We start from the raw sequence: 22,242 nt of genomic DNA, 5'->3' as shown, positions 1-22,242 counted from the left end.
GCGTCCGATGAGCGAAACGTCCAAGAACGTCATCACCGTCCGAGGACTTACAAAGTCCTACGGTGCGACCCCGGTCCTCAAAGGCGTCGACTTCTCCGTTGCGCGAGGGGAGGTTCATGCGTTGCTTGGCGGCAACGGGGCCGGCAAGTCGACGATGATCAAGATCATCACGGGCGCGGCCGCGCGCAACGATGGAGAGATCCGCTTCTTCGACAGCGAGGGCAGCGAACGGAGCGAGGCCGAAGGCAGGGCGAAGGTCGCGGTCGTGCACCAGGAACTTGCGCTCCTGCCGCATTTGACCGTCGCCGAAAACATTGCCCTGCCGCATCAAAGGAGAGGTGCGGGCTTGTTTCGGCGTGCGGCCGCAGCGGGACAGGCCTACGATGCGCTGAGGATGATCGACCAGGATTTCGCCGGCAAGTCTCTATACCGGCTGGTGGGCAGCCTGAGCCTCCACGAAGGTCAGATGGTCGAAATTGCCCGGGCTCTGTCTTCGGGTGCGGAATTAATCCTCCTCGACGAGCCGACTGCCAATCTCACAGCTCTTGAGACGGAGAGGCTGTTTGCGGTCCTGAGGCGGCTCACCCGGGATACCGGTCTGTCGGTCGTGTTCGTCTCGCACCGGATGAAGGAGATCAGGCAGATCGCCAATGTCTGCACGATCATCCGCGACGGCCGGACGGTAGCCGATCGTCAGCCGATGGCAGAGCTGACAGACGCCGGCATCATCGAAAAGATGGGGCAGGTGGCAGCCTCTCATGCACCGGAACGGGCACCGCGGGCCGAATACGGGTCGGGCGCCTTCGCTTCGACGGACACTATTACCATCGAGGAGGCAGGTTTCAGGCTGGAACTGCTGCCGGGCACCGTCCTCGGCGTGGCCGGCGCACCGGCTGGACCGGCGGCACTGATCGAAGCGCTGACAGGCGCCGCCCGGAAGAAGCGATGGACAGTTGCGCGTGCGGGATGGCCGGACCAGCTCCGATCGCCGCGCAAAGCCGCCCGCCTGGGAGCGGGATATGTGACCGGCGATCGGGCACACAAGGGAGTCCTCCACAGTCTTCCGATCATCGATAACGTGATGGCGTCCCGCCGTGTGACCAGAGGCGCGCTCCTCGCCGGCGGCTCTGAAGGGGGCGAATGCCTCGATCTGCTGAAGGCCTTGAGGGTGAAGGCGGCTTCCGTCTGGGATCTGCCGAGCACTCTGAGCGGTGGCACGCAGCAAAAGCTGCTGCTTGCCCGCTGGCTGGGCTTGCCCTCCCGGCTGTTGGTCCTCGAGGAACCGACCAGAGGCGTCGATATCGGAACCAAGCGTGAGATCTATCAACTCATCAGACAGATGGCCGCGTCCGGGACAGTGATCATCTGGTGGTCCACCGAAAATGTCGAACTGCTGGAAGTCTGCGACCGCGTCATCGCCTTCGACACCGAGGGACGGTGTGCCGGCGTGATGGATCGCGACGACTTCAGTGAAGAGAAACTTGTCACCTTGACTGGAATGGCCGCATGACTGGGACCCGGGCACATATCGCGCCGACTGAGGCGTCGACAACACAAATCAGGCAGAGGGAAAGCCTCTTTAGCGCCTACAGGACCGAGATCGCGATCGCTCTGGCCATCGTGCTGCTGGCCCTTGCAGTCGGCTCGCAGGTTCCGCAGGCGCTCACCTGGGGCAACTTCGCCAATATCACCCAGGCCGGTGCACCTCTTATCATCATGTCGCTGGGCGTCCTGCTTGTCGTCATCACCGGCGGTATCGACCTATCCGTCGGCTCGGTCTTCTCCTTGACCGGCATGGTGACCGCGCAGGCGATGGCAAACGGGTTTGGCGGCATCTCGGCAAGCCTGATCGGTCTCGGCGTCGGACTTGTTTTCGGATCGATCAACGGCTTCCTCGTCACGATCGCCGGTCTGGCGCCGTTCGTCGTAACCCTCATCACCTTTGCCGTTGCCGGCTCGCTCGCTTTCATCGTTACCAACGGGCGCTCGATGCCGATTGGCGATCCGGACTTCTGGCTCCTCAACAGCGGCAGCCTGATACCAGGCGTTCCGAATTACATCCTCTTCTGCGTAATCCTCTTGATCGCGATCGAGCTCTTCCTGAAGAAGATGGTGGCGGGCCGCTGGTTCTATGCTGTGGGCAGCAGTTCGACGGCTGCCTATCTGCTTGGCATCCCGGTCAAGCGCACAAAATTCATGGCCTATGTCGCGTCGTCGCTGCTGGCATCGTTCTCCGGCCTCCTGACGATCTCCTACATTCTGAACGCGGAATCCACGGCTGGGTCGAGCCTGATGCTCCAGGCCATCGCGGCGGTCGTGATCGGCGGAGCAAGCCTGCTCGGCGGCACGGGCACCGCTGTCGGCGCGGTGCTCGGAGCCCTGATGATTACCGTCATCCAGAATGGCGTCAATCTTATCGGCATCAACAGCTTTTGGCAGGGGTCGGTCACCGGCGTCGCCATTCTCATCGCGGTCCTCATCGACCGCTTCAGCAAGTCGCGGCGGGGGGCCGTTTGACAACAACCCGGCCCGAGAGCCGGTTTTTGGAGGAGGAATGAAAATGAAAAGCACGAAACACGCAGTGAGGTTGTTTGCCGGCGTTGCAATGGTGGCCCTTTCACTTTCGGCTGCCGCCCATGCTGAGGAAAAGAAGACAGTGGCGTACCTCGCGCCGTCGCTTGACATCTCCTACTGGCAGTGGGTCGGCTACGGCGTGAAGGAGAAGGCCAAGGAACTCGGCATGGACTATGTCGAGTACACGTCGGAAAATTCGCCGGCCAAGCAGATGGACAATGCCCGCACTGCCGTGACCAAGGGCGTCGACGCGATCGTGATCGGCCCCGTGAGCTCGACGAGCACGCCGCCGCTTCTCGCATATCTGAAATCGCAGAACATCCCGATCGCCTTCGCCGGCATCGGCCCGCAGCCCGGCCAAACCGACTATACGTCGTCGGTGACCGCTAACAACTACGAGACCGGCAAGGCGCAGGGCGAATTCGTCTGCAAGCTTGCCAAGGACCGCGGCGGCAACCAGGTCGGCATGCTCTCATTGCCGCAGGACCGCGAGAACGCCCAGAAATATCTGAAGGGTGCAGAAGAGGCGTTCAAGGCGAGCGGCTGCGATCTGGCGCAGATGCTGGAGACCAGGGGCCTTACCGTCAACGAGGCGGTCACGCAGGCCAATGACATGCTCACCGCCCATCCTGACATCAAGGCCATTTACGGCATGTATGATGAGGCCGGCACAGGTGCCGCGAAAGTGCTGCAGACCCGCGGCCTTACCGGCAAGGTCGGCATTGCGGTTGCAGACGGTAGCCCGACGACGATCTCGTTGCTGAAGTCGAACGCCATCCAGGGCATCTTCTTCCAGGAGGCGGTCGGACAAGGAATCGACGGGACGCAGCAGGTGTTCAACGCAATCTCGGGTGCGCCGGTCAAGAAAGACCTCGCTCTCGTCATGCCGCTGGTGACGGCCGATAAGGTTGACTCGCCGGAAGCGAAGGCCGTCATCGCACGGGTGTTCCCGCCCGCCAACTAAGGTGATGCGGACGCCGGCTGTTCTGGCCGGCGTCCTTTTCAGCGATCTCTTGAAGGGCAGCAGGCATGAAAGACCTCCCGATCATCGATCCGCATTTTCATCTGTGGGATCTCGACAACAACTACTATCCCTGGCTGTCGGACGGCGTGAAACCGTCTGCCTTCGGCGACTATACCGCCATCAACAAGACTTACCTCATCGACGACTTCCTGGCGGACGCCAGGAATCAGAACCTCGTGAAGGCAGTCCACCTCGACGTCGGATACGATCCGAAGGATCCGGCCGGCGAGACGCGGTGGCTGCAGGGCGTGGCCGACAAGCACGGTTTTCCTCACGGCATCGTCGGATATGCCGATTTCCGCAGACCCGACGTCGGCGACCTCCTTGACGAGCACATGACTTACGCAAACTTCCGCGGCATCCGGCAGTCGATGAACTATCACCAGGATCCCGCCAAGACCTACCTGACCGAACCTGGCGTTAGCGGCACGCCGGAATGGCGCAGGGGTTTCAAGGAACTTGCCCGACGGGATCTCAGTTTCGACCTCCAGCTCTACTACTGGCAGATGGAAGAATTTCTCGATCTCGCCCGCGCCTTTCCCGACGTGCAGATCATCCTGAACCACACAGGCATGCAGGTTGACGGCCCAAGCCATTTCGAGGGGTGGCGAAGTGGGATGCGCATGCTTGCGCAGGCACCCAATGTGGCCTGCAAAATCTCAGGCCTCGGAATGGGCGACTGGACCTGGACGGTCGAAAGCATCAGACCCTATGTGGAGGAGGCGCTTGCAACGTTCGGTGTCGAGAGGTGCATGTTCGCTTCGAACTTCCCGGTCGACAAGCTGTTCGGCAGCTACGACAAGATCATGGACGCTTTCAAGGTGATCACGGCGAACTATACCGGCGACGAGCAGCTTGCCCTTTTTCATCATAACGCCGCTCGCCTATATCGGATTTGATGCAGGTGTATGAGAATGGGGACCGGCCATAGATAGGGGTCGATGGTTTCCGACATTCGTTGGGTTGCACTCAGCAAAATTTGTACCGCGATTTCCGGGCCGGATTCCGATGTCGTCCCGTCTCCGTCCATTGGAACAGCAACCTGCGTGGTACCCGCTTGCAGCATCCCATTAAAAAGCACTAAGGGTATGGAAGTCGAAGGCGTGGAACTGAGGCATTCACCGCTTTCGAACCTCCAACATGTCGGAAAAGGCAAAGATGACAAGCTCCGAATGGCGGGTGGGAGTGCTGTTTTCCAGAAGCGGAATTAGCGAAGTCACGGAAACCGAGCACTTTCTTGGCACTGCGCTTGCGATCGAGGAAGTCAATGCGGCCGGGGGCGTGCTTGGCAAGCCCATTGTCCCGATCGCCTATGATCCAGGCGGGGACCAAACCGCTTATCGCAATCTGGCACGGCGCCTGCTGGCGGACGATGACGTCAACATCATTTTCGGTGGCTCGATGTCGGCCAGCCGGAAGGCCGTGCTGCCGATCGTCGAGCGGCACAATGGACTGCTGTTTTATCCGTCGATGTATGAAGGTTTCGAATATTCGGAGAATGTGGTGTATACCGGCGCCACCCTCAATCAGAATACTTTCGCGCTCGCAGAATACCTTCTCCGCCACCATGGACGCCGGATCCTCTTCGTCGGCGCGGATTATATTTATCCGCGCGAATCCAATCGGGTGATGCGCGATGTGGTAGAAGCAAAGGGCGGCGAAGTCGTCAGCGAGCGATACCTTCCTCTTCATGCCGACGAACAAACCTTGCGTTCGGTTATTTCCGATATCGTCCGTCTTCAGCCCGACGCCATTTTCTCGACGATCGTCGGCAGGCCTGCGCAGCGCTTTTACCGCATGTATGCCGAAGCCGGAATCGATCGCAAGAAGGTTCCGATCGCCAGCCTGACCATGGCCGAGAGCGAGATTCGTGAGATCGGCGCCGACGCTTGCACCGGTCATATTCTTTCGGCGACGTATTTCCAGACGGTCGAGAACGAGGCGAATGAGCGCTTCGTAAGCGCATTCAAAGCCCGTTTCGGCCAGGAGTTCACCACGAGCGTCTGGTCGCAGCCGGCCTATGCTCAAGTTCACCTCTTCGCCCGTGCGCTTGCCCGGGCCGGCTCGCTCGATACCCATCGGATTTCCGAAGAAATTCTCCTGGAAGACTTTCTTGCTCCAGAGGGCCGGATCAACTTCGACACCGATACCCGTCATCTCTGGCTGCATCCCCGCATCGGCGTGGCGCGGGCCGACGGGCTTTTCGACATTGCCTGGCAGGCGCCCGGCCCCGTCCGGCCGGATCCGTATCTGACGGCGTCGCGGTTCGAAGACGTTTGGTTGGAGGCCTGAGATGGCAGGACCGAGCAGGATCGTTCAGGATCTGCGGCGCGCACGCGTTCTGGTCGTCCATCCGCGCGACGAGGACGGCAACGTGCTGATCGCTCACCTCAAGCGCCTTGGCTGCGAGGTCCGGGCGACCTGGCCGCTTCCGCCATCCTTGCCTCCCGACATAGACACCGTCTTCCTGCATATCGAGGATGTGCATGTCGAGCACGCGCTTGAGATCATCGACCTCCAGCAGACGGCAATCATCGCCATCGTGACATATGAGAGCCCGACCGCCCTCCAGGCCATCATCGATCTCAACGCTCACGGCGTGATCAGCAAACCGCTGCGGCCACTCGGCATCCTGACGCAATTTGCGCTTGCACGCTATCGCCAAAGCTACGAAAAACGCCTCGCCGGCAAGGTGCAAAAACTTGAGGAAACGTTGAAAAGCCGTCGGCTTGTGGAAAAAGCGGTTTCAGCGCTGCGGGCCATGAACGGTCTCGACGAGGAGGCGGCCTACAAGCTCTTGCGCGATCAGGCGACGTCGAAGCGCGTTCCGATGGCGACGATCGCCGAATCCATCATTGCCGCGCAAGACACGATGAAAAGCCTCGGACTTTCCATCGGTGCAAAAAATCAGCCTTAAGTAGCAGCATTTGAACGCTTCGAAAATGCCTGCTAAAGCGGCTTGACGGTTACATTCTTTCGTGCAAGCCTAAAGATAACGAGCGGGTTTCCTCAGCGGCAGGGCTGCCGCATTCACATCATGGCTATGTAGCCTCTGGTCCACGGATTGAATTCCGTGCCAGAGGTTTTTTGCGTTTGGAGACTAGATTGAGCGTCAAGACCTCAACCGCGCGGACGGTAACCGTCGCAACCGTCCAGTTCGAACCGATCGTCGGTGATCGCGGCCATAATCTTGCGGCCATAGAGCGGTTGGCGAGAGCGGCGAAGGCCAAGGGCGCGGAGATCGTCGTTCTGCCGGAACTCGCCGATAGCGGCTACAGCTTCCGTGACAGCGAAGAGGTTGCCGCATTGGCCGGCCCGGTGCCCGGCGGCCCGAGTGCCGAGACGCTCCGCCGCCTTGCCGAGGAGCTTGGCCTTTACCTCGTCAGCGGCATTGCCGAGCAGGATGGCGACCGGTTTTATAACAGCGCTCTCCTCTGCGGTCCCGAGGGATATATCGGCAAATACCGCAAGCTCCATCTGTGGAACAACGAAAACCGTCTCTTCGAAAAAGGTGATCTTGGGCTGCCGGTATTCGACCTGCCCTTCGGCCGCATCGGCATCGCCATCTGCTACGATGGCTGGTTTCCGGAAACATTTCGCGAGTTGGCGCTGGCCGGCGCGGAACTGGTCTGCGTGCCCACCAACTGGGTGCCGATGGCGAGTGCGGAAAGTGCGGCCGAACCGATGGCGAATATCCTGCACAAGGCGGCCGCCCATACCAATGGTCTTTACATCGCCTGCGCCGACCGGATCGGCGTCGAGCGCGGCCAGTCCTTCATTGGCCGCAGCCTTATCGTCGGCCCGCAAGGCTGGCCGATATCCGGTCCGGCCAGCGCCGATCGCGAGGAAATCCTCCTTGCGCAAATCGATCTGTCGCGCGTGACGGAGACCCGCACGCTCAACAGCTTCAATCATCTGCTCGGCGACCGCCGAGCCGATGTCTACGGGTAACATCGACCCACTCAAGAAAGGGGAACAAAAATGCAAATGAAAACCATCATCCTGACACTGGCATCGGCGGCATTCGCCACGGCAGCTTTCGCCGAGGATCCGATCAAGATCGGCGTGCCGGTCGGGCTATCGGGCGCAAACAGCGTGGTTGCGCCGTCCGTCGTCCAGGCTGCGGAACTCGCCGTCGAAGAAATCAATGCCAAAGGCGGCGTTCTCGGTCGGCCATTGGAACTCGAGATCGCCGACGACGCATCAGGTGCTGCCGGCGCGCAAAAGGCCTTCGATTCCCTGGTTTTCCAGAAGGAGGTCAACGTCATCATCTCCATGGAGACGAGCGCTGCGCGCAATGCCGGACTGCCGATCGTTTCCAAAGGTGACGTGCCATACATCTACACGTCGTTCTACGAAGGCAAATCCTGCAACGCCAATCTTTTCGTCGATGCCTGGGTTCCAGAACAGCAGGTGCCGCCTGTCGTCGACAATTTCATCGGCAAACAGGGTGCAAAGAAGTTCTTCCTGATCGGATCGGATTATGCCTTCGGGCGCGGCATGCTGACCTTCGCCAAGGCCTATATCGAAAAAGCCGGCGGAGCGGTCGTCGGCGAAGAATATCTGCCGATGGACGGCAGCGACTGGACGGCCATCATTTCCAAGGTCCGCTCCTCCGGCGCCGATGCCATCATCACCTCAACGGCCGGCGGCGCACCGAACGTGACCTTGACCAAGCAGCTGCGCTCATCTGGCGTCACCCTGCCTTACGGCAATCTCGCGGTCGACGAAGGCACCGCCAAGAGCATGGGCGCGGATGCCAAGGACATCTTTCTCTCCGCATCCTACGTCACCGGCATCGATAGCCCCGAGAACAAGGCCTTTCTCTCGGCCATGGAAAAGAAGTTCGGCAAGGAACTGCGCACGCCGAACGACCTTTCCGTGCCGCAATATGAGGCGATCTACCTTTACAAGGCAGCCGTCGAGAAGGCCGGCAGCACCGATACGGCGGACGTGCTCAAAGCCCTTCCCGACGTCTCCTTCACCGGTCCGCGCGGCAAGATCTCGATGAACAAGCAGCACCATGCGCCGCTGACTATGTATCTTGGGCAGGTGAAGGACGACGGCAGCGTAGCGGTCGTCGATAGCTTCAAGGACGTCGATCCCGGCGATCAGTGCCCGAATCTCTGAAACCAGCGTGGCGGGGCAGGCGCCCCGCCTCCAGCATCGGAGTTCTAGAAATGACGCTCTTTCTCGATATCGTCAGCACTGCGGCCATTCTCTTCATCGTTGCCGCCGGGCTGCTCGCGATCTTCGGCGTGCTGAAGATCATCAATTTCGCGCATGGCGCATGGCTGACGATCGGGGCTTACTGCGCTGTCGTGGTCAGCGGGTTCGGCCTCAATCCTTGGCTTGCCATTCCCTTCGCCTTCCTGGTCGGAGCGATCCTCGGCGGTGTTGCCGAACGGTTCATCGTACGGCCGCTCTATCGCCGCCCGCTCGATGCCATTCTTGCAACCTGGGGCCTTGGCATCGTCATCGGCCAGCTGATCACGCTCTGGTTTGGCCGTGACGTGCAGTTCACGCCGGCGCTCTTGCCCGGCACCTTCGATCTCCTCGGCACCGGCTACTCGTCCTATCGTCTTTTCGCCATCGTCGCGGCGCTCGCCCTGGGTCTCGGCTTCACCTTGCTGCTCGATGGCACAAGGCTTGGTCTTTCAGCCCGGGCAGTCATCATGAACGAAACGCTGGCGCGCGGACTCGGTATCGATACCGAAAAAGTGCGGCTCGCGACCTTCATGATCGGCACTGGCCTTGCGGCCCTTGCCGGCGTGCTGCTCGCGCCGCTGACCAGCGTCGATCCCAATATGGGCGTCGCCTGGCTGACCGGCGCCTTCATGCTGGTGATGGTCGCAGGCTCTTCCTTTGCCGCGCTTGCCGCCGCCTGCCTCATCTTCGGGGCCGCTCAGGTGCTCGTCAGCATCTATCTCAGTCCAATTCTCGGCGGCATCACCGTGGCCGTCCTCTGCGCCGTCACACTGCGCATACGTCCGAAAGGATTTGCCCGTGCCTAATCGATCGAAACTCCGGCTTGTCCTGCTTCTGGCGTTGGCGCTCGCAGCTCTCCTGCTGATCGTCTTCGGACCGATGTTTCTCGGCCGCTTCAGCCTCAACGTACTGACGCGTTCGATGATCTACGCCATGCTGGCGATCACCGTCGACTTGCTCTGGGGCTATACGGGCGTTCTCACCTTCGGGCAGGCGGCATTTTTCGGCGTCGGCGCCTATGCCACGGCCATGGTTCTCACGCATATCGGCGCAAGCCCAGGGCTTTTCATCGTCGCTCTTGCCGCCGCCATCTTCGTTCCGCTCCTGCTTGGCCTCGCCGTCGGCTGGCTGTCGTTCTATCACGGATCGACACCGCTCTATGCCACCGTGGTCTCGCTCGTGGTGCCGATCGTCGTCACCCAACTCGTCTTTTCCGGCGGCACCTGGACCGGTTCGTCGAGCGGCCTTGTCGGTTACGAAACCCTCCCGCTCGGGCTTCCCGGCTATTTCCGCCTGTCGGGCGCCTGCCTGCTGGTGCTGGCCGCTCTTGCCATCGTATTTGTCCGCTCGGACGCCGGCCGTCTGCTCATCGCCATCCGCGACAACGAAGCCCGCGTCGCCTATCTCGGCATGAACCCGGCCCGGTTGAAAATAGTCCTGACCGGCGTTCTCGCCGGCGTATGCGGCTTGGCGGGCTTCCTCTATGCCAACGCATCCGGTGTCGTCGCGCCAGAGAATACCGGTTTCGTTTTCGGAACCGAACTCGTCGTCTGGACGGCGCTCGGTGGCCGGGGAACGATTATCGGACCCTTGTTCGGTGCAATCGGCATCGATTATCTGAGCGCCAGTCTTTCGGGCGATCTGCCCTTCCTCTGGCAACTGATCGTCGGGGCGCTCTTCGTCATCATGATCATCCTTTTGCCGGGCGGCCTAGCCTCGCTTGTGAGACGTTTCCTGCAGTCCGCAAACTCCAGCAACACGCTGACGTCCTTACCCACCCGCATCGTCAACAAGGAGGCTGCCTCGGCAGGCAAAAGCCTTCTGTCGATCCGCGGTCTCGGCAAGTCCTATGGCAGCCTCTCCGTCCTCAAGGGCATCGACCTTGAGATCGGCGCTGGAGAACTGGTCAGCCTGGTCGGCCCGAACGGCGCCGGCAAGACCACGCTGATGCGTTGTCTGTCGGACGGTACCGAGCAGATCGAAGGTCAAGTGGATATCATCGGCACGAATATCGCCGGTCGTGCACCCGAACGGATCGTCGCGCTCGGCGTCGGCCGCAAATTCCAGGTCGCCAGCATCTTCGACAGCATGACCGTCGGCGAATGCCTGAAGATGGCGCGTCTCAGCCGCGAGACACCCAACCCGATGCGATCGGCTGCCGAGATCATGCTGCCGGCAGCGGCGGCCGAAATCCTGACGCTGACCGGCATGGCCGATATGCTGGAAAAGCCGGTCTCGCTGCTGTCGCATGGTCAAAGGCAGGCTCTCGAACTGGCGATGGTCGTCGCTCTGGAGCCACGCATCATTCTTCTCGACGAGCCGACCGCAGGTCTTACCAAGACCGAGCGCATGACCATCGGCACCATTCTCAAGAAGCTGACGGACCAGATGGGTTTCGCCGCCATCCTGGTCGAACACGATCTGGATTTCGTGCGCGAAATATCAAGCCGCATCGTGGTCCTCCACCAGGGCAAGCTCGTTCTCGATGGCACGGTGAATGACGTGGTCAATTCCGAAACGGTTCGCACCATCTACGCAGGAGGCGCTCATGGCTGAGGCGTTCAAACTCAAGCTCAGCGGCGTATCGAGCGGATATGGCGCGGTCGATGTCGTCAACGGCGTGTCGCTCGCCATCCTGCCCGGCGAGATCTTCACCCTCATGGGCAAAAACGGCATGGGCAAAACCACGCTGCTGAAGACGATCCTCGGCTTCTTGCGTGTCGCCAAAGGCAAGATCGAGGTCGATGGTGTCCCTATCACCGACAGAAAGCCCGCCGAGCTGATCGCTTCCGGCATTGGCTATGCCCCTCAGGAACTGCCGCTGTTCCAGGATCTTTCGATCCGCGACAATCTGCGCCTGGCGCTTAAAGGCGATCGGGATCTGGCACCCGCCCTGGAGCGGGTCTACGGCTATTTCCCGTTCCTGAAGGACCGGCTGGCGCAGAAGGCCGGCACGCTTTCGGGCGGGGAGCAGAAGATGCTGATCCTCGCCCGGGCGCTGATGCTGCAGCCAAAGCTGCTGCTGATCGACGAAATCTCCGAAGGCCTGCAGCCCTCCGTCGTCCAGAACATCGCCAAGGCGTTGAGGGACGACCGCGAGAAACGCGGCACGACCATCCTGCTGGTCGAACAGAACCTGGATTTCGCCCTTTCGGTGGCGGACCGCTGGGCGATTCTCAAACTCGGGGCAATCGAAGACGAAAACCTCAATCGTCCAGAGAGCCGCGCTCGTGTGCTGCAGCATCTGAAGATTTAGGGAGCCGGGGCAAATGCAGGATCGGTGGAATGCATTCATGCCCTATCCGGATGCAGATGTCGGGCACGCGGCAACCGGTCCGCTTTCCCACTTGCGCCTGGCGGTCAAGGACCTTTTCGATGTTGCCGGATATCCGACCGCGGCCGGTAGTGCCGCGGTGCTCGCCGCCTCCGGCATCAAGCCATTGACGGCGCCCCTGGTCCAGAAACTTCTCGATGCCGGCGCCTGTTTCGTCGGCAAAACCAAAACGGACGAGCTTGCCTATTCGCTGATCGGCGGCAACATCCATTTCGGGATGCCGATCAATCCACGCGATCCCACCCTCATTCCCGGCGGATCGTCGTCGGGCTCAGCCGTCGCGGTCGCCGCTGACCTTGCGGATATCGGCCTTGGAACCGACACATCCGGCTCCATCCGGCTGCCTGCCGCCGTCAATGGCCTCATCGGCTGGCGGCCGACCCATGGAAGCCTCGACGACAAGGCATTGCGTCCGCTGGCGCCAAGCTTCGATACGCCGGGCTTCGTGACGAGAAGCCTGGAAGCAATGTCCGAGGTCATGAGCGTCGTCGGCACGCCAGCGGCAAATGACCAACCCCAATCTATTGTCATTGCCGAGGATATCTTCGAAACCATCGACAGCAGCGTCGCCGACAAAATGGTCGCCAGCCTCAGATCGGCGGGCATGCCTATTCGCAGGACAGGTGCGATCTCCTCGTTCAGCCTTGCGGATCTTGCTTTGGCGTTCACCACCATTCTCCAAAGTGAGGCCTGGGAAAGCAATAAAACGCTCTTCGAGCAGGCCCCGGAGGCCATTGCGCCCGATATTGCCGCGCGCCTTTGGTCAGGATCTCGCCTCGGCGACGGGCAAGTGCGCGAGGCGCGTGCGATTGCCAAGCACTTTTCCCAAGAGATCGACCGATTGCTCGGCGAAAATCTAGTCCTCGCTCTTCCGACCTTGGCCATGAGCCCGCCAAATCGCGATGCCGAACCGGAAAGTCTTGCCGCATTTCGTTCCGCCTGTATCAAGCTTCTGTGTCTCTCGGGCCTTAGCGGCTGCCCACAGTTGGCCTTTCCAATCGCCAATTGCGCGGGAAACGGTTCGCTTTCCCTATTGGGCGTAAGGGGCGGCGATAGCACGCTTATGAATGTGGCCAGGCGACTAAGCGCTGAGTAAAGACAGGACGAACGCTCTCATGAGCCGCGCTACAACGTGCGCGTTCGCCCGAATGACCGCAACAGCAGATTGATAGAGACGGCAACCTTGTCGATGTCGCGAATGTCCCGCGAATATCGGCCAGTGTAGAGCTTGATAATCATGCTGTCGCGCGCTGCGCCGCTGAGTTCGAAATAGAGGTGCAGGTAATAGGCCTGCTTGTCGCCGCTGCGACTGATGCTACTCCGTCGTTGGGTGACCTGTCGGAGCTCTGCTTGGATCGGGGCGAAGCCGGCGAATTTCAGCGTCACCGATTTGGATTGAAATCTGGCCATGCTGGGGACTGCAACGACCGCCTTGTCCAGTGCCAGGCTGACGATTTGGCCGGGGACATCGTCTACGACAGCGGGTTCATCGAGCTTGAACGCATGAAACAGCCGCCGGGGTTTCTCGAAGCAGATGAGCGACGCGATGAGCAGGACGAGGATATTGATCCCTGACCAGCAGGCCGCAACCGGCGAAAACTGGCCTTGTACATGCGACGTTTCCGGTACGATGTTGAGCAGCAGACCGAGGACGGTGATCGTCATTATGCTTGCGATCCAGGCGAAGCTGTAGCGGTCAAAATGGTTCGCCTCGTTGCCACTGCCCTTTGGCGTCACCCTGAACGGCTTGCCAAACGGTCTCACGAGGCTGGAGACCACGGTCGGCAACATGCGGAATGTCGCAAAGGTCCCGACGGCGCTGGAAACCACCGGCAGATAGCGCGTCGGCGTGATCCACAGCATAAGCAGAAAATACGCCGCCAGCAGCGGCACCTGATGCGAGACATAATCGGCTACGTCGGTGAAATAGAGCGGAAGCAGGCCGAACCAGAGATAGACGATGGGGACGAGCAAGATCGTGAAGCGGACCAGATACTGCACCAGCCATGATGCCGGCAGGAACATGATCCGTTGAAAGAGCGTCAATCCCGGGCCGCGCAGCGGGCCGTTGTACAGGTAGAGGGTTTGAATACCCCCCTGACACCACCGTTCGCGCTGCACAAAATAACCGGTCAGGTTTTCGGCGGCCAGTCCCATCGATAGCCGCTCGTTCAGATAGCGGGTCTTGTAGCCCTTATTGAGCATCGAAAGAGTGGTCAGCAGGTCTTCCGTGATCGACTCCGTCGGAAATCCGCCTATTGCGTCGATCGCCTTGCGGCGGGCGATCGAGCATGACCCGCAGCAGAAACTGACGTCCCAGGCGTCTCGGCTGGGGGCGATCTCGTCGAAGAACAAGCGCTGCTCATCCGGCCAGATATTCTCCAGGCCGAGGTTTGATTGCACCGGATCGACATTGAAGAAATGCTGAGGTGTCTGAACGATGCCGATGCTTTCATCGGAAAAGAAGGGCAGCGTCCGGCGAAGGAAATGTCGATAGGGAACAAAATCAGCGTCGAAGATCGCAATAAACTCGCCCGAGCTGACCTTTAGCCCATTGTTCATATTGCCTGCTTTGGCATGGCTGTTGTCGCCGCGCGTGACGTGGATGACGTTCTTTTCCTCGCAATAGGCCTTCAGCCAGTCGCGGCGTTGATCGTCAAGCACATACACATTCAATTTGTCGGCAGGATAATCCAGCGAGCGGGCACCGATGATGGTTCGCTCGAGCACGTCGAGCGGCTCGTTATAGGTGGGAATGAAAACATCGACGGTCGGCAGCTCACGCTTGTCGCGCGCGAAGAAAACACGGCCCAGCCTGTCCGCTTCGGCGCTCCGGTCGACATAGCGGCTCATCAATATAAGAAAAAGGATGACTTCGAAGCAGGCCAGAACCTCGACGATGAAGAGGATCCAGACCCAGTAGATGCTCGGACCGTCACTGGGATAGGGAAGCACTGTCTCCGTCAAGCGCCAGAACATGTATCGCAATGCGAATGCTGCGACGAACGCGCAGGTCACCGCCCTTGTCCAGCTGTGATCGCGCGACCAATTGAACGGCCCCAGGAAAAAGAAGGCCAAAACGACAAAGGTCGGAACCAGCGCTACAAGATACTGAACCACAGGCTTTTGACCCAGTTGGATAGGTTGATGCCGCGTTTGGAAAACCGTACCTGCACTGTGCGCCCCACCTGGCAGGAGTTGGCAAAGTCGTTGTTCATGAAGGATGGATCGAGGCGAACCCGAATGCGGGCATTGCGTTGAGTCGACGGCGGCAAACTGGCGGCAAAGGAATCGGCCTCGACCGAAGCCGAATTGCCTCTGACCGAAATGACCGTGCCCTTGAAGATATCGCTGCGGCCAAACAAGCGCACCTGCGCAACAAGTCCCGGGTAGATCTCGTCGTAATTGACCTCGGGAACAAGGATATCCACGAACAGCTCTCGACAATCGAGGAGGCGCATCAGTTCGTCATTCAGCACCACGTTCGAACCGCTGACGATACTCCTGGTCCAGACAACGCCATCGAACGGCGCGGTTGCCGTTGCGGATTCAAGGCTGTTGACACGGTCTGCCTCTTTGACCAGCTGTTTTTGAACTTCGGTCGCTCGTGTCTCATTTTCCGCTATGCGCGAGTTCAAGTCGTTGATGCGAACGACAACCTCGTCCTCACGCTGCCGCGAATAGGGCACATCATTCTGTCCGTCGCCGAAGACAAAGATACCCTGGCGAACCGCATTGAGCCTCTGTTCCAATTGATCGACAGTCAAGTTGCTGATTTCGACCTCGCCGCCGGTCGCAGCCCCGGCGGCACGCGCGGCATCAACCAGCCTCTGCGTCAGAATGCCCTTAGACTCGAGCTGCACCCGGCGGCTCAGGTCGACCTGCGCGACCAGATCCTGGGCTTGCGACACTTCGACTTTTTTCCTGAGAATTTCGACTTCGCGTTCGAGATTGGCAATGGTGGTCTGCTTGTAGACTTCCAATCTGGCAGACAATTCCTCGCGTAGGGCGGTGAGTTCCTCCCGTTCCTTTTTAAGGGCGGCGACGCGGTCAAGCGCCGTGTTGCGATCTGCCTCGAGCGAAGCGAGGATTGCGCGATTGACACGCGTATTTCTGATTTCTGCGAGGGCTTGTCCCGCTTTGACCGGGCTGCCGGCCTTGAGGGGTTCTTCCGCAATCGTGCCGTCGATCGGGGCATTAACGACAGCAAACCGCGCATTCACCGTGCCATCAAGGCTGGTAAAGCCGGTAATCGTCGGCAATGAGACGACCGCCACGAGTGTCAGCAACAGCAGGCCGACAACGATGCGCGTGATGCGATGGTTCCAGATCATGTTGGCATCCGAAGGTATCGCTTTGCAGCCATCCGTCCCCATCGAGCCGGCACAAACGGATGCAACTCATTCTTGTAATTTAGCGCATCGAAAATTATAGACAAGTGATGGTCGTAAAGCTACGGCAGAAACGATTCAGCTCTGGATGAACCGCCGCCGACGGCAGGTCTGGCACCGCATCGATGCGGCGCAGGGAAACATGGTCAAGCCATCGGCGGCGCAGCGACCGACGGGATGGGGTAATGGAAATTACCGTGCGGCGCGACACTGCTGCCATCCCCATTGAGACAGAAACAGCATAATTCCGCGATCTTTTCTAATGCGCATCGCATGAAACTTGCTTCATGCGATGCGCATCAGTTAGCCCGGAACCGCCCCTCACTTCCGGGCGACATGCATTAATGCGGTCGAAGCTTCTTGGTCGCGATCAGCATGACGAGATCTTCGGAGGCATCTGCAAGCTCCAATGCCAATTCCGCAGCCGACCATCCACGTTTCTGCAAACTGACGAGCATTTCCACCATCGCGACTTCGACTTCTCGTCTGCAGTTCGAAATCGGCTTCATTTCGATTTGTTTCTCATCACATGCGGTGGTCATCTTAGCCTCCGTTCTGCCATTGGAAAGGCAGCGTTACAAAATTCACCAGTGGGTGGATATGGTTAGGGTTGCGCGCAAGCCGGGTCATTACGCATTGACACAGATGACCGCGGCTGCGCGCAACCCTTCGCGCGCTCTTATTGGCCGATGCCGGCCTCAGGAGCGTCTCGCATGAAGGTGAGCAGGGGAACTCGCACGATTGGGAGTTTTCTGGCGCCTGACGGTGCTCGCGCAAAGCGCGCACGAATATGGTCCCGATAGTTCACGACTATCCTCCTCTGCTTGCATATTTTGTTTTGATTAGTGTCGTTTCACGGTGACAGTGCTCTGAAACTACATCGCACCGGCAAGTGAGAATTTTGGAATTTCCGAACGTCTTTCGGAACAACCATTGCTTATTTAGATACAGGAGCAGGAGCCAATTGTCGTTATCGCCGCATCCTGAAAATTATCGGTCCGTCCATTTCTGCTCGTTAGGGAATATGATAAGTAGCTTATGCACGTGCTGGAGGAGTGGATGGCTACGGAGTCTGGAGATAAGCCCGCTGCCGGACAGGAATGGCCGGCCCACCTGGAGCGTCGACGCTGGCCGCGTGAACCGTCCCCGCAGAAAGAACATCGGGCGGACGTTCCGCCTGCACTGGCGCCCTTGCGATTTTCGACGCAAGACCTGCCGCCGAAAGAACAGTTCCAGTCCTGGCGCTCACACATGGCGCCGCTAGTCGACGTTCATCTGCCGGACGGAAAATCGGAGGACGACGGTTTTCTTGCGGAACAGACCGGCTGGAATCTCGGCGAAATTCTCATCGTCCAGCAGCGCACGCAGGCCTGCAGCTATATTCGCGATCAGGCCATGCTGCGATCGAGCCCGATCGATCATTGGAACGTCGGCGTACTGCGCAGCGGCCGGGCCTGGACCGAGGCCAATCGGCATGTAACGGAGACCGGCCCGGGTGAGATATTTTTCAGGTCTCTTGGTTATCCCTACCGCGGGCGCATAACCGATTCAGCCGCGGTGCTCGTCTTCCTACCCTATGAACTGTTGACCCGCGATGCCTCTCTTCTGCAGAACGCCAACAACATCGCCCTTTCCGGCAGCCTGGCCGAATTGCTCGTCAGCTACATCAACGGCCTGGAAGCGAACCTCAGCAATTTGACGGTGGAGGAGGTGCCGCGGATCATACGGACGATCGGCGATATGGTCGTTGCATGCGCTGCCTCATCCACAAGTTTGGATCGCGGTCAGGAACAGAGCAATATGGGGCTGATGGAGCGGGCGCATCGCTATATTCACCTCAATCTCCATTCAGATAGTTTGACGCCTGACGTCATGTGCCGTGCACTGGGCATCTCGCGGACGCGGCTCTACCAATTGTTCGAAACGAGCGGGGGCGTCTTCAATTACATTCGCAAACGTCGATTGCTGCAGGCCTATGCGGATCTTACCAACCCGACAGACATTAGGCCGATCTCGGAGATTGCCGAGGCCGCCGGCTTCGACGTTGCAGCCAATTTCACGCGCGCGTTCAGCCATGAATTCGGCCTCAGCCCGCGTGAAGTCCGAAAGACCATAGCAACCGAGCACCCGGCCATCCCCGCGACACGTTCCATGCGACGTTTCGGGACAACCATCGGCGATTGGCTGACGCTCGCACGTTGATGCGGGTGAATGGCTAAACCTTCCCCAACTCAGTCTGAGATCCGGCCCCCGGATACAACTTCTTCAAAGCCGGGCGAGGCCGTTGTTTGCGGCTCGCACGGTTAAGTACCTACGCCAAGTGAGGATACGCTATTTCCACCGTCCATTAGACTGGTGGTGGTACGAGCTCAAACGCCTCGACGTCGCCTGCCGAGCGCATGCGAGCGCTGAAATTGCTCGGCATCCACCAATTGGGTTGGCTGCCGAGCAACATCTGGAAAAAGCCGGCTGCGTAGTCCAAGTCCTGGTTCGCATTTTCACGAAAGGACCACCAGCTGCGAAGATCATCCACCATCTGATTGATGGGGACATCGATGTGGAATTCCTGGTCCATCGTGGCAGCATAGACAGTCAGGCAAAATGTCGTGGCCACATAACCTTCCGGCCAGAAGGCTGCTGGCGAGTTCGGGGCGACGCGGGCGGGAGCGCAAACCGCCTTGATCGGCATGTCGGCTACGATTTCGCGTAATACCAGAGAAGGTGCAAACTGAAAAAACTCGCGCCGTTCCGCCTTCTCTTTCGGCCTCTGACGATCGACACTATCCAGCCAGCGAACAAAGGCGCTGGCTAGCTTGACGTCGTCAATGGCGAATTCGCACGCCATTGCTTCGCCGCCGAGCGCGACGTGTTTATGGAAGGCTGCGTTGAACCAGTGTAGCTGCCTGACCGCCACCCTTAGCGGCTTGTTGGTTCCAGGCAGATTGTGCACGGACCGGGACAAATCAAACATGGCTTGCGCACCGTTTCAGAAACGACGCCAGAGCCGAGATGTCTTTCTTCTGGTAGAGATCCTGGATCGTCACTTGAACAGCGGCTGCAAGATCGGTTGCGGCGGAGATGATCGCGTCTCTGTCGGCGTCGTCCGACTCCGCGAGCAACGAGAGCATTGCTGCAAAAATCGCGACGACGATGATCCTGGAGTGCGTAACCGGTGATTGCTCGTCCAACTGGTCGATTGTTATCGAGCCGTCATCTGCCAACTGCAACGTCAATTGGGCCGCAAGCTCGAAAACATCCTGTGAATGACCCAGTCGTGCGAAGGCACGGCGGCCGGCAGTTTGGCTAACCAACGCTCTCTTGGCGCCAAGCCGATTCAAGACGAGTTTCATCGTTTGATAATAGGCGGCCGAGAACTTATGGTCGGGCCGCGCAGAGGCAGCGATTTCGCGCATAGTTTCGGAGTTCGTCGCGGGATCACTCAAGACGGAATGTGCAAAATCGCAGACGAAATGATCGACATTCCGGGCAAGGACTTCGAGCTCGCTCAGTGCGGAAAGGGCGATCCCCGATGCCGGTGCCGGGAGCCGGCGCGGCGCAGTCTCCTTCACCGTGTCGCGCCCCTTTTTGAGGGTATAGCGCAGCGACCTCAATACGTCTTTCAGCTGCGTCGCTTGTGGAGCAAATTCTGGCGACATGCCAACCTACCCTCTTGCCTCATTGCGCCTCTGTTAGGCCACAATATCATATCGCAATTCGCGTCTAGGTGTCGCGTTAATAAATGCGCGGGTCGCATCATAGCTCGCCACACCAGCCTGACTTCCCAGGCCCGTGGCGTTCAATGCGGAGGACGCCTGACCAAGTTCGACCGCGTCACGAGGCGACAGTCCCTTTACCAATCCACTCGCAAAACCGCCATTGAAGCAGTCACCGCAGCCGCATGTGCACTTTACATCGACCTGGAACGCCGGCGAGTGGAATTCCAAGCCCGTCTCGTCGTGATAGTAGGCGCCCTCGGCACCCAAAGTCAGAATGACACACTTTGCCCCTCTGCTGAGAAGGAAAGTCGCCAGGTCCTTGTTGTGGGTCAATCCGGAAAGTGCTTGCGCTTCCTCTTCAGAAGGCAGGAAATAATCCGTATAAGGCAACAGAGCTTCGATTTTGGGAAGGTCGGCCGGCGTTGAAGCGAAGACGTCAAGCGTGGTGATCACACCTCGACGGCGCGCTTCCGCCATAAGTTCCGCGGTACGGCCGGAATCATCCATCCGATTCATCAGGCCGACACCGCCCACATGCAGGATTTTGGTGTCCAGAACCCGATCTATTTCCGAATCCGATACGAAGAATGCGTCGGTCGCACCGCGCTTGTGAAGTGCCGGTCGCTGACCGTTCGGCCGTGTCGTCACAATTGAGGACGATGTCGTGTAGCCCTCGTAGCGCCGCATCATCGTGGTGTCTATGCCGAAAGACTGCAGCTTCATATGGACCCAGTCGCCCATATCATCATAGCCCACTCCGCCGACAGCTTGTACCGAGAGGCCATACTTGGCGGCCACGATCGCCGCCGAACCGGCCGCGCCGGATACGGCCAAGGTAAAGTCTTCCACGAAAAGGGTCTGACCGCCCGCCGGGATTTCCGCGATCGGTCGGCAAAGAGCATCGAAGGTGTAAAAGCCGACGCAGCTGAAATCAAAGGTCGCCGACATCACTGGGCTCCGATCCTGTTGCCATCACTGTCGAAGAAGTAAAGCCGGCTGGGATCAAACCCGATCGATACGGAAGAATCTATTTTTGCACGGAATTCCCGGCCAGCTTTGATTTCGAAGATCTTCTCTGGAGTGCGGACGGACAGGTAGGTGATATCACCGGTGGGCTCGACGCCAAAAACCGTGCCGTGGAGATTTTCGCCGCCGATCACGCAATCCTCCGGCCGGAAGCCGAGGGTAATCTGGCCGGACAGCTTTGCTGGGCAGGCGACCTTCAGGCCGGCAGCCGAGAAAACCCCATTATCTGCACTGCCAGATACCAGGTTCATCGGCGGCGAGCCGATGAAGCCGGCTACGAAGGTATTCGCCGGATTCGAATAGATCTCATCGGGGGTGCCGATCTGCTGAATGATGCCCTTGTTCATAATCACGATCCGATCAGCGAGCGTCATCGCCTCGATCTGGTCGTGTGTCACGTAAACCGTGGTCACCTTCAGGTCGCGCTGCATGTGCTTGATCTGGACACGCATGCTGGCACGCAGCTTCGCATCGAGGTTGGAAAGCGGCTCATCCATGAGAAAGACTTGCGGCTGGCGGACGATAGCGCGCGCCAGCGCAGCGCGCTGTCTCTGACCGCCCGAAAGCGCGCCCGGCTTGCGCTCCAGAAAAGCCCCAAGTTCAACCATATCCGCGGCACGGCGGACGAGGCTATCATGCTTGTCCTTGGGGATGCGCCGCATCCTAAGGGGAAACCGGATGTTCTCGTAGATCGACATATTCGGGTACAGGGCGTAGCCCTGGAAAACCATCGCAACGTCTCGATCGCGGGCATCGATCTCGTTCACAATATTGCCGCCGATACGTATCTCTCCGCCCGTCGGGTGCTCCAGACCAGCAATCATGCGCATGGTCGTGGTCTTCCCGCAGCCCGACGGCCCCAAAAGAACCAGAAACTCCTCATCGGCGATATCGAGAGTGACATCCTGGACTCCAAAGAAGGAGCCAAAGCTCTTCACGATGTTCTTAAGTTCAATAGAAGCCATAGAA

Annotated in this window: 20 protein-coding genes; 13 read left to right on the top strand and 7 right to left on the bottom strand. The window is 59.3% G+C overall.

The window, feature by feature from the left end:
- The first annotated feature begins 7 nt into the window (after positions 1–7).
- The 12 genes from C4N04_RS08390 to C4N04_RS08335 all read left to right on the top strand — a co-directional run bounded on the left by C4N04_RS08390 (position 8) and on the right by C4N04_RS08335 (position 13,236).
- A complete protein-coding gene (locus C4N04_RS08390) occupies positions 8–1,510 on the top strand; it encodes a sugar ABC transporter ATP-binding protein (protein WP_106795802.1) in 1,503 nt (500 codons plus the stop codon).
- Complete coding sequence (locus tag C4N04_RS08385; protein ID WP_106795801.1) at positions 1,507–2,517, top strand: ABC transporter permease; 1,011 nt, start codon at positions 1,507–1,509, stop codon at positions 2,515–2,517. Before C4N04_RS08390 ends, C4N04_RS08385 begins: the two co-directional genes overlap by 4 nt.
- Before the next feature lie 43 nt (positions 2,518–2,560).
- Entirely contained in the window at positions 2,561–3,538 is a 978-nt protein-coding gene (locus tag C4N04_RS08380) for a substrate-binding domain-containing protein (protein WP_106795871.1), read from the top strand.
- 65 nt (positions 3,539–3,603) lie between these two features.
- Positions 3,604–4,497, top strand: coding sequence for an amidohydrolase (locus C4N04_RS08375; protein WP_106795800.1), 894 nt, complete (start codon positions 3,604–3,606; stop codon positions 4,495–4,497).
- A gap of 259 nt (positions 4,498–4,756) precedes the next feature.
- Positions 4,757–5,890 carry a transporter substrate-binding domain-containing protein gene (locus C4N04_RS08370; RefSeq protein WP_077989770.1) on the top strand — a complete coding sequence of 378 codons (1,134 nt, stop codon included), beginning with the start codon at positions 4,757–4,759 and terminating at the stop codon, positions 5,888–5,890.
- Between the two features lies 1 nt (position 5,891).
- Positions 5,892–6,515 carry an ANTAR domain-containing protein gene (locus C4N04_RS08365; protein ID WP_077989617.1) on the top strand — a complete coding sequence of 208 codons (624 nt, stop codon included), beginning with the start codon at positions 5,892–5,894 and terminating at the stop codon, positions 6,513–6,515.
- Positions 6,516–6,703: 188 nt separating this feature from the next.
- Positions 6,704–7,549: a nitrilase family protein gene (locus C4N04_RS08360; protein ID WP_106795799.1), complete on the top strand. Its 846-nt coding sequence runs from the start codon at positions 6,704–6,706 to the stop codon at positions 7,547–7,549.
- Between the two features lie 30 nt (positions 7,550–7,579).
- A complete protein-coding gene (locus tag C4N04_RS08355; protein WP_106795798.1) occupies positions 7,580–8,728 on the top strand; it encodes a substrate-binding protein in 1,149 nt (382 codons plus the stop codon).
- A gap of 50 nt (positions 8,729–8,778) precedes the next feature.
- Positions 8,779–9,612, top strand: a complete 834-nt coding sequence (locus C4N04_RS08350; protein ID WP_077989620.1) for a branched-chain amino acid ABC transporter permease — start codon at positions 8,779–8,781, stop codon at positions 9,610–9,612.
- A complete protein-coding gene (locus tag C4N04_RS08345; protein WP_245345093.1) occupies positions 9,605–11,362 on the top strand; it encodes an ATP-binding cassette domain-containing protein in 1,758 nt (585 codons plus the stop codon). The genes C4N04_RS08350 and C4N04_RS08345 overlap by 8 nt, the downstream gene beginning before the upstream one ends.
- The gene (locus tag C4N04_RS08340) at positions 11,355–12,062 is read left to right on the top strand and encodes an ABC transporter ATP-binding protein (protein ID WP_106795797.1); all 708 of its coding nucleotides are present in this window, start codon (positions 11,355–11,357) and stop codon (positions 12,060–12,062) included. The genes C4N04_RS08345 and C4N04_RS08340 overlap by 8 nt, the downstream gene beginning before the upstream one ends.
- Before the next feature lie 13 nt (positions 12,063–12,075).
- Positions 12,076–13,236: an amidase family protein gene (locus tag C4N04_RS08335; protein WP_106795796.1), complete on the top strand. Its 1,161-nt coding sequence runs from the start codon at positions 12,076–12,078 to the stop codon at positions 13,234–13,236.
- A 29-nt stretch (positions 13,237–13,265) separates the two neighbouring features.
- On the opposite strand, the gene C4N04_RS08330 is transcribed toward C4N04_RS08335, so the two are convergent.
- The 3 genes from C4N04_RS08330 to C4N04_RS08320 all read right to left on the bottom strand — a co-directional run bounded on the left by C4N04_RS08330 (position 13,266) and on the right by C4N04_RS08320 (position 17,073).
- On the bottom strand, positions 13,266–15,260 hold the full coding sequence (locus tag C4N04_RS08330) for a glycosyltransferase (protein WP_077989625.1): 1,995 nt from the start codon (positions 15,258–15,260) through the stop codon (positions 13,266–13,268).
- Positions 15,242–16,474: an HlyD family efflux transporter periplasmic adaptor subunit gene (locus C4N04_RS08325; RefSeq protein WP_077989626.1), complete on the bottom strand. Its 1,233-nt coding sequence runs from the start codon at positions 16,472–16,474 to the stop codon at positions 15,242–15,244. The genes C4N04_RS08330 and C4N04_RS08325 overlap by 19 nt, the downstream gene beginning before the upstream one ends.
- Before the next feature lie 398 nt (positions 16,475–16,872).
- Positions 16,873–17,073 (bottom strand): hypothetical protein, encoded by a 201-nt coding sequence (locus C4N04_RS08320; RefSeq protein WP_040111531.1) that lies wholly within the window; start codon positions 17,071–17,073, stop codon positions 16,873–16,875.
- Between the two features lie 517 nt (positions 17,074–17,590).
- On the opposite strand from C4N04_RS08320, the gene C4N04_RS08315 reads away from it, so the two are divergent.
- On the top strand, positions 17,591–18,733 hold the full coding sequence (locus tag C4N04_RS08315) for an AraC family transcriptional regulator (RefSeq protein WP_106795795.1): 1,143 nt from the start codon (positions 17,591–17,593) through the stop codon (positions 18,731–18,733).
- 145 nt (positions 18,734–18,878) lie between these two features.
- Here C4N04_RS08315 and C4N04_RS08310 read toward each other — a convergent pair whose 3' ends face one another.
- The 4 genes from C4N04_RS08310 to C4N04_RS08295 are packed head-to-tail and all read right to left on the bottom strand — an operon-like array spanning position 18,879 to position 22,238.
- Positions 18,879–19,502 carry a hypothetical protein gene (locus tag C4N04_RS08310; RefSeq protein WP_106795794.1) on the bottom strand — a complete coding sequence of 208 codons (624 nt, stop codon included), beginning with the start codon at positions 19,500–19,502 and terminating at the stop codon, positions 18,879–18,881.
- Positions 19,495–20,187 (bottom strand): hypothetical protein, encoded by a 693-nt coding sequence (locus tag C4N04_RS08305; protein WP_106795793.1) that lies wholly within the window; start codon positions 20,185–20,187, stop codon positions 19,495–19,497. The genes C4N04_RS08310 and C4N04_RS08305 overlap by 8 nt, the downstream gene beginning before the upstream one ends.
- Before the next feature lie 33 nt (positions 20,188–20,220).
- Positions 20,221–21,195: a sugar kinase gene (locus C4N04_RS08300; RefSeq protein ID WP_106795792.1), complete on the bottom strand. Its 975-nt coding sequence runs from the start codon at positions 21,193–21,195 to the stop codon at positions 20,221–20,223.
- Positions 21,195–22,238: an ABC transporter ATP-binding protein gene (locus C4N04_RS08295; RefSeq protein WP_106795791.1), complete on the bottom strand. Its 1,044-nt coding sequence runs from the start codon at positions 22,236–22,238 to the stop codon at positions 21,195–21,197. The genes C4N04_RS08300 and C4N04_RS08295 overlap by 1 nt, the downstream gene beginning before the upstream one ends.
- Positions 22,239–22,242 lie beyond the last annotated feature (4 nt).

Source organism: Rhizobium sp. H4, from assembly GCF_003013335.1.
GTDB lineage: Bacteria > Pseudomonadota > Alphaproteobacteria > Rhizobiales > Rhizobiaceae > Rhizobium > Rhizobium sophoriradicis.
This window is presented reverse-complemented; position numbering and strand designations above follow the sequence as displayed.

Excerpts from the sequence above, each read along its gene's own strand:
- C4N04_RS08390 (WP_106795802.1), top strand. The coding sequence starts at position 8 with ATGAGCGAAACGTCCAAGAACGTCATCACCGTCCGAGGACTTACAAAG.
- C4N04_RS08385 (WP_106795801.1), top strand. The coding sequence starts at position 1,507 with ATGACTGGGACCCGGGCACATATCGCGCCGACTGAGGCGTCGACAACA.
- C4N04_RS08380 (WP_106795871.1), top strand. The coding sequence starts at position 2,561 with ATGAAAAGCACGAAACACGCAGTGAGGTTGTTTGCCGGCGTTGCAATG.
- C4N04_RS08375 (WP_106795800.1), top strand. The coding sequence starts at position 3,604 with ATGAAAGACCTCCCGATCATCGATCCGCATTTTCATCTGTGGGATCTC.
- C4N04_RS08370 (WP_077989770.1), top strand. The coding sequence starts at position 4,757 with ATGACAAGCTCCGAATGGCGGGTGGGAGTGCTGTTTTCCAGAAGCGGA.
- C4N04_RS08365 (WP_077989617.1), top strand. The coding sequence starts at position 5,892 with ATGGCAGGACCGAGCAGGATCGTTCAGGATCTGCGGCGCGCACGCGTT.
- C4N04_RS08355 (WP_106795798.1), top strand. The coding sequence starts at position 7,580 with ATGCAAATGAAAACCATCATCCTGACACTGGCATCGGCGGCATTCGCC.
- C4N04_RS08350 (WP_077989620.1), top strand. The coding sequence starts at position 8,779 with ATGACGCTCTTTCTCGATATCGTCAGCACTGCGGCCATTCTCTTCATC.
- C4N04_RS08340 (WP_106795797.1), top strand. The coding sequence starts at position 11,355 with ATGGCTGAGGCGTTCAAACTCAAGCTCAGCGGCGTATCGAGCGGATAT.
- C4N04_RS08335 (WP_106795796.1), top strand. The coding sequence starts at position 12,076 with ATGCAGGATCGGTGGAATGCATTCATGCCCTATCCGGATGCAGATGTC.
- C4N04_RS08325 (WP_077989626.1), bottom strand. The coding sequence starts at position 16,474 with ATGATCTGGAACCATCGCATCACGCGCATCGTTGTCGGCCTGCTGTTG.
- C4N04_RS08320 (WP_040111531.1), bottom strand. The coding sequence starts at position 17,073 with ATGACCACCGCATGTGATGAGAAACAAATCGAAATGAAGCCGATTTCG.
- C4N04_RS08315 (WP_106795795.1), top strand. The coding sequence starts at position 17,591 with ATGGCTACGGAGTCTGGAGATAAGCCCGCTGCCGGACAGGAATGGCCG.
- C4N04_RS08310 (WP_106795794.1), bottom strand. The coding sequence starts at position 19,502 with ATGTTTGATTTGTCCCGGTCCGTGCACAATCTGCCTGGAACCAACAAG.
- C4N04_RS08305 (WP_106795793.1), bottom strand. The coding sequence starts at position 20,187 with ATGTCGCCAGAATTTGCTCCACAAGCGACGCAGCTGAAAGACGTATTG.
- C4N04_RS08300 (WP_106795792.1), bottom strand. The coding sequence starts at position 21,195 with ATGTCGGCGACCTTTGATTTCAGCTGCGTCGGCTTTTACACCTTCGAT.
- C4N04_RS08295 (WP_106795791.1), bottom strand. The coding sequence starts at position 22,238 with ATGGCTTCTATTGAACTTAAGAACATCGTGAAGAGCTTTGGCTCCTTC.